Source organism: Flavimarina sp. Hel_I_48, from assembly GCF_000733945.1.
GTDB lineage: Bacteria > Bacteroidota > Bacteroidia > Flavobacteriales > Flavobacteriaceae > Leeuwenhoekiella.
Genome location: NZ_JPOL01000003.1, coordinates 250,756 through 265,298, shown reverse-complemented (window position 1 = coordinate 265,298; position 14,543 = coordinate 250,756). Strand labels below are relative to the sequence as shown.

Below are 14,543 nucleotides of genomic sequence, written 5' to 3'. Positions count from 1 at the left end.
TCGAAGTACTTAAAATCTTGGAAAACAGCTTTACAAACCATCAGATACTTAGCAGTGACCTTCCTCGCTATGAATCGCTTGTACTGGAGCCTATATCCATAAAACAGCGTACAAAGGCATTGATCGGTTTAACGCTGTGGCTTATGGTAATCACTGTTGGTTTAAGTATTTGGTTTTATTACGAAGCAAATTTTCTAGTGTATTATGCAGCAGTTGCTGGAATCTTATTTTTCGGCTTTCAGTACTTTTTGATTTTCAAAAATCAGGAGGTGTATGGCTATGCCCTTCGGGAGCGGGATATCGTATTCAGACGGGGATTTTTATTTGAAAAAACTACAATTATTCCCTTCAGTCGTATTCAGCATGTTTCCATTTCTCAGGGGATTTTAGATAAATCCTTAAAGATCGCCACGCTACAGATTTATACAGCAGGGGGCAGTGGAAGCGATATCAATATCCCCGGACTAGAACCACAGCGTGCCACGGCCGTAAAAGAAGCAATCGTGAAAGAAGGGGATTATGCAGCCTTCTAAACCTTTTACCCGGCCCCAATTACAATCCCCGGTAGGTATTTTGCTCATTTTTGTAGCTTCAGCATTCAAATCCCTGAGAGGTTTATGGGTTCTGGGAGCTTATATTCTGTTTGGTAAAATAACGGGTGATAAGCTGTTTTACTTACTTTTTGGAGCCGTTTTATTGGCTATTTGGCTCATTATTTACAGCATACTGGCCTATAGGCGTTTTATATTTCACATTGATTACAATAAAGCCGAATTCATCCTAAAACAAGGGGTTTTTAGCACTACGGAAATAGCAATTCCTTTCGATAAAATCCAACAGGTCTATTTTAAAAGGGATTTGCTCCAACGTGTAATCAATGTTTACGAAGTTGTGATTGATACTGCTGGCAGCAAGGCCGAAGAAGTAAAGATCAAAGCACTATCACGAGCGAATGCTGATCTCTTACAAGCTGCACTTTTAAAGGAAGTTCAATCAGCTCCAGTCGAAGAAAGTCCAGATTTTGATAAGAAAAATGAAGCCACTGCTCAGCCATTGCCAAAAGAATTATGGACGTACCGCTTATCCTTTGGAAAATTGCTTCGCATTGGTTTATCTACAAATTATCTGCGGGGTGTGTGGATACTTTTGATTTTTGCAGGTTCCATACTTCAGCAATTCGATACAAACCTGATAGACGAAGACTACAATCTCCAGTTGGAAAACCTTTACGATACGTATATCAGTACGAACTATACCCTTACACTCTTATTTATAGCATTGCCCATACTTTTTCTCGTTGGTATCCTTATTACCACTACGGAAGTTTTTATTAAATACTACGGTCTTAAGCTTACACGCACCGGGAAGGAACTACAACTGGAAATGGGTTTAAAGACAAATACCCGTGTCGCACTCAAACCGGAACGGATACAGATTTTCACCATAAAAGTAAATCCGGTACAGCGCTATCTCAACTTATATAATCTACAATTTTCACTGGTGAACAGTGTTGAGGAAAGTGAAAAAAGTAAAATTAAAGTTCCGGGCATACCGGAAGAAATCGTTTCAAAAATTCAAAATTTCGTATTTGAAATAGATCCAGGAGCAACAAAGGAGTCTTTTAGACCGAATAAACTTTTATTCGTAAGGCAATGTTTCTTTGGTCTTTTACCATTGATGATAGGTTTGTTGTTATGGTATATATTTCTGGAGAATTTTGCATTTAACTTTATTCTGCCGGTTTTCCTTATCTATCTACCAGCAATGATCTACTTGAAATGGTTTTCATATAAGGCCATAAAATTGGAATTTACCAGTGAATTTCTGATCAAAAAAACCGGTTTATGGACTAAAAAGACCGAAATAATCCCATTTTACAAGTTACAATCCATAAGTGTCAAACAACCTTTATGGTATAAAAAGCGAAATGTGTATAACCTTGTTTTTCATACAGCCAGCGGAGATGTTTCGTTTATGGCAGTAAATGGCGCGGTATTGAGCCAGGTAAACTACGGACTCTATAAAATAGAAACAGCAGCAAAACCCTGGATGTAAACCGAATATTATCTTATCTCCGGAAAATCTGCCGGTCGCACCTCACGCATCATGGTATATACTTTTTCAAAAATATCTTCAGCAGAAGGTTTAGAAAAATAATCCCCATCAGTTCCATACGCTGGTCGGTGTGGTTTTGCGGTCAGGGTCTGCGGCGCGCTATCCAGTAATTTATAGGCATTTTGCCCCTCTATTACCTGTTGCAGCAAATAGGCAGATGCACCACCGGGCATATCTTCATCAATAACAAGCAGCCGACTGGTTTTGGCAACACTTTTCACGGTTTCCTTTTTAAGGTCAAAAGGAAGCAAACTTTGCGCATCAATAACTTCGGCATCTATGCCCACACTTTGTAGGTCCTTTGCAGTTTCCATGACAATGCGCAACGTACTTCCATAAGAAAGTAATGTAATATCAGTGCCTTCTTTGAGTACTTCCACCTGACCAATAGCCGTACGCAGTTCGTCAAGATTTTCCGGCATTTTTTCTTTTAAGCGATACCCGTTGAGGCATTCTATGATCAGCGCCGGCTCGTCACTTTGCATTAACGTATTATAAAAACCTGCCGCTTTGGTCATATTGCGCGGTACAAGAACATACATTCCGCGAAGCAGATCGAGGAGCGCTGCCATTTGTGAACCGCTGTGCCATATTCCTTCCAGACGGTGACCACGGGTGCGCACAATCAATGGAGCAGTCTGTGTACCATGCGTGCGGTAACGCAGCGTAGCGAGGTCATCACTCAAAGTCATTAGCGCATAGAGAATATAATCGAGATATTGAATCTCTGCAATAGGCCTAAAACCGCGCAGGGCAAGACCTATTCCCTGTCCCACGATAGTCGCTTCACGAATACCAACATCTGCGACGCGAAGTTCGCCATATTTTTCCTGCATGCCCTCCAGGCCCTGGTTTACATCACCTATCGCCCCAGAATCCTCCCCAAAAACAAGAATATTAGGATGTTTCGCGAATAAATTATTAAAATTATCCCGCAAAATGACACGCGCGTCCACCTTATCTGCATCTGGCGCGTAAACAGGTTCTACGGTTTCTATATGGATGGCAGCTCCTGCGGTTTCATTATATAAATGACCGCTGTACGCCGGTTGTTGGGTTTCTATATAAGAACCCACCCATTCCTGTAATTCTTTTCGGGCGGTGATTTCTTCGTTACGGACCAATCGAAGGACTTTGCGCGCTATGGAAATCACGTCGTTTTTAAGCGCGTCTTTTTCGTCGTTCAGTTGGTTACGCAAAGGTTTTATAAACTGGCCGTTTTCACTCTCTTTGATTAGCGTATCCAGAAGCGTAATTACCTTTTTCTTTTCAGCTTTTATGGGATTTAGGAACGCATCCCAGGCGCGACGTTTTCCTTCGCGCACGTTCCGTTTGATCTGTTTTTCCATTTCTACAAGCTCCTCATCTGTGGCGATCTGGTTTGCGATCATCCATTCCCGAAGCTTCAGATTACAGTCATGCTCTTTCTCCCAGTTGAGGCGATCTTTGCTTTTGTAACGTTCGTGTGAGCCTGATGTGGAATGCCCTTGTGGTTGTGTAAGTTCTTTAACGTGCAATAAAACAGGTACGTGTTCCTTCCGTGCAATGCTACCAGCTTTCTCAAAGGCATCCACGAGCGCGGGATAGTCCCAGCCCTTTACCTGTATCATTTCAAAACCGTTTTCCTCTTCATTGCGCTGAAAACCTGCTAATATTTTGGAAATATCCTGTTTTGTGGTCTGGTGCTTCGCGTGAACCGAAATACCATAATCATCGTCCCATACACAAATGACCATAGGTACCTGCAAAACACCTGCAGCATTTACCGTTTCAAAAAACAAACCCTCACTAGTACTTGCATTTCCTATGGTTCCCCATGCGACTTCATCACCATTTATACTACGTCCTTCCTTTTCTGAATCAGGGAGTTGCCTGAATAGTTTAGAGGCCTGGGCCAGTCCCAGCAATCTTGGCATTTGTCCGGCAGTGGGGGAGATATCTGCGCTGCTGTTATATTGCGCGGTAAGATCGTTTGAAGAATCACTTGAGACGCTATGGGTTCCAAAGTGGCCTCCCATTTGCTTCCCGGCACTCATGGGGTCGTGCTCTAAACTTGCGTGGGCATAAAGACCCGCAAAGAAATTTTCTATGGTCAGCTTTCCTATGGCCATCATAAAGGTTTGATCCCGGTAATAACCGGCACGCCAATCTCCCTTTTTGAATGCTTTTGCCATGGCTAGCTGCGGAAGTTCTTTACCATCGCCAAAAATACCAAATTTTGCTTTTCCGGTAAGTACTTCCCTACGTCCCAGTAAACTACATTCCCTGCTCATCACCGCGATTTTATAATCCTGAATAACGGTTTCCTTAAAATCGTCAAACGAAAGCGATGTAGTACTGTCTGCTTGTGTAGCCATAGGGTATCGTATTATTCTGCAAAAGTAGGTAAAATATGCCGTCGAACCAATCTGAACAAAAGCTAACGAAATGATAATTTTTTAAACGATAGCTGAAATAGTGCGGTTATGATAACTAATAGATGTTTATTATGGATTTTGCTGCACAATCCTCAATTTATTGTTATAAAATTCCGATTTGCCAATCTTGGATAATTAGTAGGTAAAAGATGTTAATACCATTTTCTGGTGAAGAGATTTAGTAAGGTACGTAGGCTCAACGTCACGATAAACCGTATCTTCTGATCATAATCCGGCTGACCAATTTCCCAACCTTTAGACGATAAAACTGGTAAATACAGTTCAAAATAATCTTCAACCAGCACCGCCCTTACGCCACTGTCAAAAACAAAACGAGCGTCCTTATCAAGGCTTTTATACATACCCACGTCGCCATAAACATGCAGAAAACGGTACAACGTTGTACTTGCATTTGCCGTGGCCATCCATTCATTTGCAAAGGGCTGTTCGAGTTGGGATTTGAATCCACCTTCTGAAATTATAAGCTGCTGGCTAAAGAGTCCGCTGCTTTCTGACCTTCCGTAATAATTGTAATTGAAGAGGTAATCTGTGGGACGGTCAAGGGCAAAGCTGAAAAAATCGCCATCAGAACGCGTATCGTTGTACAAAAACGTACCGGCAAAGAGCCTGAAATCAAACTGCCTGTTATTTAAGAAGACTTTCTTGTATTTTGCGGTTGCCGAAATTTTACTGAATTTTTTGGCCAACTGAAAATCGGTATTCCAGCTGAAAGCATCGATAACCCCCGGACTACTATTGGAATAGCGCACGTTAAACACATTGTAGTCAGGATCTTCGTTGGTGATAAATTCTGAGGCATCCCGGGATACATTTATACTGCTAATGGTTAAAAATTGGCGTTTATCTGACCTAAAATCATCTGTCCTAAAGGCAAAGGTCATAAACGGACTGTATTTATTGTAGAAGGCATCTGGAGCAAAAGACTGTGAAGAGGCAGAAATCCCATACCGAATGGCATAAAGATTACCTTCCTCAATGTTTTGGGTATAGCTAAGTCCCACGCTGCCCAGTATAGCTTTAGATTTAAAACCAAATTGGGGTTCTACGCTATAACTGAACGCCTTAGAGAGCAAGGTTTTATTGTACATACGTGCTCCCAGGGAAATACCGTCATAAAAGTTATATTCAAAAACCGGCATAAAAAACACCTGACTTTTTGCTGGATTTTCAAGATCCTGAAACAATTTAAATTGTACAGGTTTATGAAATCCTAAAAATGGGTTTACTTTTTTATAATTGTTCCTTCTATTGAATTCGGGTACCGTGCCGTCTTGATTGATCGCCACACGGTCAATTCCTTCCGCGTTGATGGCGATTTCTTTTTCACCTTTAAAACCCTGAAGCCACTGCTTTGAAACCACACTGTCTTTGTTCATGCCATATACCGGTATGGGCATGGTGTTCTCGCGCTTATTCTGAATTTTAAGGTAGAGTGAATCCCCACGCTTTCTAATCCGTTGTAATTTGTAGTCAATTTTCACTCTTGTATTGACATATTCGTCAAAGAACCAATCAAGGTTTTTATTAGTATTCTTCCGAAGTAATTCTTCAAAAAGGGAAGAAGAGGTTGCCTTTAATCTTTCCGCTTTATAAAACTGGGTGATGGTGCTGTCAATCACATTCTCACCCACGTAAGCTTGTAAGTAATTTAGGCCACTACCTGCTTTGTAGGCATTGGCAATATTTTTATTGAATTTGATCAGGGAATCGTTAGGGGTGCTCAATGACTGATCAAGATTGAGTCGTGCCATGTGCAGGTACAGCAAATTGTACTGGTCGTTAAATTCTAAAGTAGAAATATTGTACTGTCGCAACAACCAGTAGCGTTCCAGATTTCCTATTACTTTTAATTTTGGGTAATGCTTATCCACATAACGCATCATCAGGTACGTCTTAATGGCATCGCTTACCCAGCGATCTTCCCGGGGATTAAAAAGTAGCGTATTATCAACAAACTGATTGACTTCGCTCTTTAGAATCTGTAGTTCGTACTGAAATCCACTGGGAAACGGACTAATAAAATCTGGCAGTTGATTGAGGCCATAAACAGGGTTTTCCCTGTAATCTTCTTCTGAAAGCAATAATTTCTCAAAAGGGTAGGGACCCAATTCTTGGGTAAGATAACTGGAAACTTTGTCTATAACAACGGCGCGATTGGCAGGATCCACTTTTGAATCGTAAATATTCGTAAGTACTTTAAAATCGCCTGTTTCCACAAATTCAAAATTGGGCGTTTGACGAAGGTAAAGTGTAGCCTGAATACGGTCATTTCCTGTAAAAATGGCCTTAAAATGAGTCGAATCGGGTAGATTTTCGGTGTTTTGATTGAGTTCTGAAAGCGCCTTCATACCGTTGGGAAGTTCAAGCGAAATCTCAAAATCTGTGGGGCTCATGTACAGATCATCCAGATTTTTATTGCTGTAACCATGCCATTTGCCATCGTAAACCGCAGGAGCTAAAAACCAATATCTCAGGTTATAATCCCCATCATCAAGAACCCCGTAACGTGTAAAACGCGCATCCTGGATTTTTACCTCATAAGAAATCCTGATTTTAGCCGATTTTCCGGGCAAAAGTGGGGTTTTCAGAGTTACCTTGAGAATATCAACTTCACCTTTGGAACGAGAAAATTTTAAGTTCTGAAAGTTTTCATCAGCAACAGATTGCATTCGTGTTGCCCCGCGGTATTCCTTTTGGGCAAGATGAAAACGCCGGTCGTAGTTTTCTGCAAAACGTTTTGCAAGTGCAGACTCTTTAGAAGAAAAACTATTCGCCCAATCGTTAAAAACGATCTCGTACAGTGTATCCTTTGAGGTATTCCTGAAAACGGTTTCCTGCTGTAATTGCAGCGTGTGGTTAGCGGTGTTCAGTTTTCCGTTGATATGAATGCTGTTCTGGCCCCACAACATGGGGCTACAAAAAATACAAATAAGAATAACGGAAAAGAATTTGCTCAAAGTGGTTGTGGTCTTATATCATTTTAACGGAAAAATAGGTAATGAAGCTATTACAAGAATAGCTCATAGTTGCTTGCCAACTAAATAACGTAACGTAAAACCATGTTGTTTGGTTTTACGTTACGTTAGAAGTTGGGGCTTAGGTTATATTCCGCATAAAAATTATTAAGAACTTCAAGAACTTCGTCTTCGGTATCCACCAGATGTATGAGATCCACATCAAGGTCACTTATATTAGAATATCCTTCCAGAAGCGTCTTCCTGATCCATCCCATCAAATCCTGCCAGAATTCACGCCCCACCAAAATAATCGGAAATTTGTCAATTTTGTGGGTTTGAATAAGTGTTATGGCTTCAAAAAGTTCGTCAAGTGTTCCAAAACCTCCCGGCATAACCACAAAACCCTGAGAATATTTTACGAACATCACCTTACGCACAAAAAAGTAGTCAAAATTGATACTTTTATCGCTGTCTATATACGGGTTGTCATGTTGCTCAAAAGGAAGGTCAATATTAAGTCCCACGGAAGTTCCACCCGCCAGGTGAGCGCCTTTATTGGCAGCCTCCATAATTCCGGGACCACCACCAGTGATAACGCCATAACCATTATCTACAATCTTCTGAGCGATGGAAGAAGCCAGTTTGTAAAGTTTGTGATCAGGCTTGGTACGCGCACTTCCAAAAATAGATACACACGGCCCTATACGGCTCAACTTTTCAAAACCATTGACAAACTCGCCCATGATTTTAAATATGGCCCAGGAGTCGTTTGTTTTATTTTCGTTCCAACCTTTTGGTTGATTTTCAATCCTCATAATGTCATTTTTGGGGTTATTTAGGCTGTTTTTTAGCCTTTTTCTTTGTTTTTTTAATCTTTGTTCTGGGTTTTGAAGCTGCAAGTTCGTCTTTTAAGAACGTAGCAGTGTAGCCTTTATTGGCTTTCACCAATTCTTCCGGAGTTCCCTGTGCTACAATTTCGCCACCAGCGTTTCCGCCTTCAGGGCCTATGTCTATAATATGGTCTGCAACTTTAATAACATCCATATTGTGTTCTATGATAAGAACGGTATTTCCTTTGTTCACTAATTTATCCAGAACTTCCAGCAATACCCTGATATCTTCAAAATGAAGACCGGTCGTGGGTTCATCAAGAATGTAAAAAGTATTTCCTGTATCCCGTTTGGAAAGTTCTGTTGCCAGTTTAATGCGCTGCGCCTCGCCACCGGAAAGTGTCGTAGACTGCTGCCCGAGGGAAATATAACCTAAACCAACATCTTTTATGGTTTTTACCTTTCGGTAAATCTTAGGGATGGGCTCAAAAAATTCAACCGCTTCATTGATGGTCATTTCCAGCACATCAGCAATGGACTTACCTTTATATCGAATTTCAAGTGTTTCCCTGTTAAATCTTTTTCCCTGGCAGGTTTCACATTCCACGTAAACGTCAGGTAGGAAATTCATTTCTATAACCCGCAAACCGCCACCACGACAGGTTTCGCAACGACCGCCTTTCACGTTAAAGCTGAAACGACCGGGTTTGTAACCGCGAATGAGCGATTCTGGAATTTTGGCAAATAAACTGCGTATTTCGCTAAAAACACCGGTATAAGTGGCAGGATTGGAGCGCGGTGTTCGGCCTATAGGGGTTTGATTGATATCAATGACCTTATCACATTCATCAAGCCCTTTGATACTTTTATAGGGTTTTGGTTTTTTTACCCCATTAAAATAATGGGCATTCATGATAGGGTAGAGGGTCTCATTGATCAGGGTAGATTTACCGCTACCGGAAACACCAGTGACCAAAATCATTTTTCCCAATGGAATCTTGAGATCCACTTTTTTCAGGTTGTTTCCCGTGGCGCCTTTAAGAATGATTTCCTTACCGTTTCCTTTTCGGCGTTCCGCCGGAATTAAAATCCCTTTTTGACCATTTAAGTACTGTGCGGTAAGCGTATTCTGATGTTCCAGATCTGCAGGCGTTCCCTGACTTATAATCTCGCCGCCGTGTTTACCAGCTCTGGGACCTATGTCTATAACATGATCTGCCTTTAAGATCATGTCTTTATCATGCTCCACCACGATTACCGAATTACCAATATCCCGTAGTGCTTCCAGGGATCGTATCAAACGATCATTGTCCCGCTGATGCAGGCCAATACTGGGTTCGTCAAGAATATAAAGGACGCCTACCAACTGTGAACCTATCTGCGTGGCCAGCCGTATACGCTGTGCTTCCCCGCCAGAAAGTGATTTTGAACTGCGGTGGAGTGACAAATACGTCAGCCCCACATCAATAAGAAACTGGATGCGGGTATTGATCTCTTTTAATATTTCTGAAGCAATAGCGATCTGCTTTTCGCTAAGTTGCGGCGTAAGATTTTCAAACCAGGCGGCAAGTTGGTTGATATCCATCATGGCCAGGTCTGCAATACTTTTTTCGCTTATGCGGAAATAAAGCGACTCTTTTGTAAGTCGGGCGCCTTCACATTCTGGACATATAATTTTATCCATGTACGCTTTTGCCCATCTGCGCAAACTCGCCGAATCATTATTATGAAATGTACTTTCTATAAAAGGTGCGACACCTTCAAAATCGATTTTTAAATTGCGTGTGATTCCCAGACTTTTTGACTCATGGTCAAATTTTTCATTACCACCGTTCATGATCATATCAAGCCCCTCTTTTGGGATCTTGTTAATGGCATCGGTAAGTTTGAAATTGTAGCGCTGCGCAATGATCTCCAGTTGTTTAAAGATCCAATTGCTTTTTTGCGGTCCATGCGGTGCAAGACCTCCGGATTTGATCGATTTTTTGCGATCTGGGATGATTTTATCAGGGTTGACCACATACAATTCCCCTATTCCATTACATTTGGGGCAGGCCCCTTTTGGAGAGTTGAAGGAAAAGTTGTTTGGTTCTGGATTGGGATAAGAAATCCCAGAAGTAGGGCACATCAAATTCCGGCTAAAATAACGCGCCTCGCCACTGTCCTGATCCAGCACCATAAGTACATCTTCCCCATGATACATCGCCGTATTGATGGTTTCCAGCAGCCGCTTATTCATATCGGTACTGTCAGTTACCTGCAGGCGGTCTATCACAATCTCGATCTCGTGTGTTTTATAACGGTCGAGTTTCATGCCCTTTTTAAGGTCGAGGATCTCGCCATCAGCACGAACCTTTACAAATCCCTGTTTGGCAATCTGCTCAAAAAGTTCGCGGTAATGTCCTTTCCGGCTTCGTATCACCGGGGCCAGAATATTGATGCGTTTATTATTGAATTCCGAAAGGATAAGATCTTTGATTTGCTCGTCGCTATAACTAACCATTTTCTCCCCGGTCACGTAGCTATACGCATCGCTGGCACGGGCAAAAAGGAGCCGCAGGAAATCATAAATTTCGGTAATGGTTCCAACGGTAGACCGCGGACTTTTACTGGTCGTTTTTTGCTCAATGGCAATAACCGGTGACAAACCCTGAATTTTATCTACATCAGGACGTTCCAGACCGCCCAGAAATTGCCGTGCATAGGCTGAAAATGTCTCTATATAACGCCGTTGACCCTCCGCGTAAATCGTATCAAAAGCCAGCGAACTTTTACCACTTCCAGATAATCCGGTGATTACGACCAGTTTTTCCCGTGGTATATTAACATCTATATTTTTAAGGTTGTGCGCGCGTGCGCCGTAAACCTCAATGTATTCTTGTGTTTCTGCCATTGTTGTGAAACTCGTGTGTTGTGTTCCCAAAGTTTTTGGGATCTTAAAAATTAGGTTATCCTTTTCAAATTAAAGTTCCTACAATTCTTCAACCTAAATTTTAAGGTTGCAAAGGTACTTTAAAAGTCTGAAGGAGAAAATGTAGTGTTATAAAAGAGAATTATATGGGGGAAGAAGTAATTAAAGTTTTTTAAGAGACAGGTTTTTAGAAATTCACCTCATATTTACCTAGCATTTCTGTTATGACTTTTTCACTAGGGGAGAAGCGCTCTGCCTTTGAAGCCTTTAACTTTTCGGCTTTTTCAAAATAAGGGACGATGTCGCCAGTTTCATAACTTTTAACTATGTGTGGATGTACATAATAATTGCGTACCACATCGCGCGTATTTCCCAAACCTTCTGAAGCCGCATCGTAACCAATAAGCAGGTTTTTAGCGTTCTGCTTTTCTTCTTCTATATAACCTAGCTCCCGCATTTTTTCAAAGAAAATAACAGTCGCCGCCCAGGTCCTAAAATCTTTTGCCGAAAAAAGATCGCCGCTTATATCGTGAATATAATCATTTACCATCCCGCTGTCTATGCGGTGTTTTGTACCATCTTCATCATAATATTGAAAAAGCTCCCAACCCGGGATTTCCTCACATTGATTGACCAGTTCCACAAGTCTTTTATCATCAATGGAAACTTCATGCTCCACACTTTTCTTCCCCACAAATTTAAAGACCATATTTTTTGAGGTCGTTTTTACATGACGGTTGCGCAGGGTAGAAAGGCCATAGGTTTTGTTATTGCGGGCATAACTCTCATTACCTATACGTATATGGGTTTCTTCCATAAGCCGTATGACCAGGGCAAGTACTTTGCGCTGGGTCATTTCTTTTTCATCCAGATCAGCATCCACCTGCTTTCTTATCTGAGGAAGAATATTTGCAAATGCGGCCATTTTAAAGAACTTGGTCTCATTGCGCAATTTGCTCCAGTTGGCATGATAGAGATAGACTTTCCTGCTCTTATCATCACGGCCCACCGCCTGTAAATGACCATTTTCTGGTTCGGCTATAAGCACTTCTTCCCATGCCGGGGGTATGACAAGTTCATCAATTCGTTTAAGAATCTTTTTGGTCTTAATGGCTTTGCCATCCCTGTCATAGGTAAAACCATCCTTATTACGTTTGCGGGCAATGGTGAGGTGTTCTTCCGTTACATAGATCAAATCAGCAAAGGTTGCCGCAGCTTCTGGATTATGTAATAGATTCTCAAGATTTTTTTCAGAAATTGTCATAATTCAAAATTATAGGCAAAGGGGATTCTTTTCTAATAACGAAATGTGAAATAAGTTTCAGAAATTTTGAAAGAAAACTTTGTTTTAAGCTAAAATATGGACTGTTTTAAGCCGATTTTAACGGGAATTTAGCGGTTTTCTGCTGAAAGTACAATAGTTTTCAAACGACATACAAAGAACTTAGTTTTTACTGAATTGAAGACAAAAATCATATTATGAGAACGATAAAACAAAGTTTTACAATAATGGCAATGGCCACATTTTTAGGCCTAAGTCAGGTTTCCTGTCAGGATAAACCTGAGAAAAATGGTGAGGCCATGACGGAAGGCGATAAAATGGCCACAATGGACAAAGATTTTCCGGAAGCAGAGCCTGACAAGGTCTGGAAAGAAAAACTGACGGACACAGAATATAATATCATGGTAGAAAAAGGAACGGAACCTCCTTTTAAAAATCCTTATTTTGACAATCACAAAAAAGGAACCTACGTAAGCGCAGCAACTGGCGAGCCTCTTTTTAGTTCTGAAGATAAATTTGATTCTGGCAGTGGTTGGCCCGCATTTTCAAAGCCTATTAAAGACGGCTCGGTGATTTGGGTGAAAGATAATAGCCTGGGCATGTCCCGTGACGAAGTGATCGAAAAATCCACTGGATTGCATCTGGGCCACGTGTTCAATGATGGGCCAGAGCCTACCGGTTTGCGTTACTGCATTAATTCTGCCGCGATGAAATTTGTCCCGGCGGATGAAGAAGAGACGAAGTAAGAATTTTCAAAGCATAAAAAATCCCGCTTTGCCGTTGAGCAGAGCGGGATTTTTTTTGTCAAAACCGACATTAATTAGTCAAAATAACTGAATTTTTGTCCGTTTTCTATTTTAAGAACGCTTTCGTAAATAAGGCGTATCACATTTTCCACATCTTCGCGATGTACCATTTCTACCGTGGTGTGCATGTAGCGCAACGGTAAACTTATAAGTGCAGAAGGAACGCCGCCATTGCTGTAGGCAAAAGCGTCTGTATCTGTTCCCGTTGCACGGCTGCTGGCCGCACGTTGAAAAGGTATGTTCTTTTCCTGGGCCGCGTCAATGATAAGATCCCTAAAGCGCTGTTGCACGGCAGGGGCGTAAGTTATCACCGGGCCTTTTCCTATTTCGGCAAGACCAGTGGTCTTTTTCTCGATCATGGGCGTGGTCGTATCGTGCGTAACATCGGTTATGATGGCAGCATTTGGTTTGATCGTGTGCGTGATCATTTCCGCACCGCGCAGACCAATTTCTTCCTGTACGGAATTGACCACGTACAGTCCAAAATCAAGTTCGTTGTTGTTTTCTTTGAGCAAACGCGCAACTTCGGCAATCATAAATCCGCCCATTCGGTTATCAAGGGCGCGACATACAAATTTATCTTTGTTGAGAATGGTAAAGGTATCAGGATAGGTGATTACGCAACCTACGTGCACGCCCATTTTTTCAACTTCATCTTTGTCCTTTGCACCTATATCAATGAATATATTGTCAGGTTTTGGTGCTTTTTCATCGCTTTTATCACGGGTGTGGATTGCCGGCCAGCCAAAAACGCCTTTTACGATACCCTCTTTGGTATGAATATTTACCATTTTTGAAGGCGCGATCTGATGATCGCTTCCGCCATTGCGTATGACATAAATAAGGCCATTGTCTGTAATATAATTGACATACCAGGAGATTTCATCCGCATGGCCTTCAATAACTACTTTATATTTTGCCTGGGGATTGATCACGCCCACCGCGGTGCCGTAGGTATCTGTGATGAATTCATCCACGTAGGGACGCAGGTAATCCATCCATAATTTTTGTCCGTCCCACTCGTAACCGGTAGGTGCGGCGTTGTTTAAGTATCTCTCTAAAAAATCCAGAGAGTCTTCATTCAATATGCTTTCAGTCATAAAAATTCATTTTGCGCTAATTTAAGAATATTAAAGTCAAATAATGAACGTTATAGGGCTATTCCTTACTTTTGGAACAGTTTTCGCACAACCCCTATTTAAAA

General features: G+C 41.5%; 9 protein-coding genes. 3 read left to right on the top strand and 6 right to left on the bottom strand.

Annotation, left to right across the window (positions count from 1 at the left end; all coding sequences use genetic code 11):
* Positions 1-17 precede the first annotated feature (17 nt).
* Together P162_RS17040 and P162_RS17035 are read left to right on the top strand one after the other, a co-directional pair.
* Entirely contained in the window at positions 18-533 is a 516-nt protein-coding gene (locus P162_RS17040) for a PH domain-containing protein (protein ID WP_051908145.1), read from the top strand.
* Positions 520-2,055 carry a PH domain-containing protein gene (locus tag P162_RS17035; protein ID WP_031429143.1) on the top strand — a complete coding sequence of 512 codons (1,536 nt, stop codon included), beginning with the start codon at positions 520-522 and terminating at the stop codon, positions 2,053-2,055. The genes P162_RS17040 and P162_RS17035 overlap by 14 nt, the downstream gene beginning before the upstream one ends.
* A gap of 8 nt (positions 2,056-2,063) precedes the next feature.
* Here the strand turns inward: P162_RS17035 and P162_RS17030 are convergent, their stop codons facing one another.
* From P162_RS17030 to P162_RS17010, 5 genes are all read right to left on the bottom strand, one after another.
* Positions 2,064-4,472, bottom strand: coding sequence for a thiamine pyrophosphate-dependent enzyme (locus P162_RS17030; protein WP_031429141.1), 2,409 nt, complete (start codon positions 4,470-4,472; stop codon positions 2,064-2,066).
* Positions 4,473-4,684: 212 nt separating this feature from the next.
* The gene (locus P162_RS17025; RefSeq protein ID WP_051908142.1) at positions 4,685-7,510 is read right to left on the bottom strand and encodes a metalloprotease; all 2,826 of its coding nucleotides are present in this window, start codon (positions 7,508-7,510) and stop codon (positions 4,685-4,687) included.
* Between the two features lie 125 nt (positions 7,511-7,635).
* Positions 7,636-8,325, bottom strand: coding sequence for a TIGR00730 family Rossman fold protein (locus P162_RS17020; RefSeq protein ID WP_031429138.1), 690 nt, complete (start codon positions 8,323-8,325; stop codon positions 7,636-7,638).
* Between the two features lie 16 nt (positions 8,326-8,341).
* The gene (uvrA, locus tag P162_RS17015; protein ID WP_081868485.1) at positions 8,342-11,233 is read right to left on the bottom strand and encodes an excinuclease ABC subunit UvrA; all 2,892 of its coding nucleotides are present in this window, start codon (positions 11,231-11,233) and stop codon (positions 8,342-8,344) included.
* A gap of 205 nt (positions 11,234-11,438) precedes the next feature.
* Positions 11,439-12,515 (bottom strand): DNA topoisomerase IB, encoded by a 1,077-nt coding sequence (locus tag P162_RS17010; protein ID WP_031429135.1) that lies wholly within the window; start codon positions 12,513-12,515, stop codon positions 11,439-11,441.
* Positions 12,516-12,730: 215 nt separating this feature from the next.
* Here P162_RS17010 and msrB point away from each other — a divergent pair, with 215 nt between their 5' ends.
* Positions 12,731-13,279: a peptide-methionine (R)-S-oxide reductase MsrB gene (gene msrB, locus P162_RS17005; RefSeq protein WP_035917597.1), complete on the top strand. Its 549-nt coding sequence runs from the start codon at positions 12,731-12,733 to the stop codon at positions 13,277-13,279.
* 74 nt (positions 13,280-13,353) lie between these two features.
* Here msrB and P162_RS17000 read toward each other — a convergent pair whose 3' ends face one another.
* The gene (locus P162_RS17000; protein ID WP_031429132.1) at positions 13,354-14,439 is read right to left on the bottom strand and encodes a M42 family metallopeptidase; all 1,086 of its coding nucleotides are present in this window, start codon (positions 14,437-14,439) and stop codon (positions 13,354-13,356) included.
* Between the last annotated feature and the right edge of the window lie 104 nt (positions 14,440-14,543).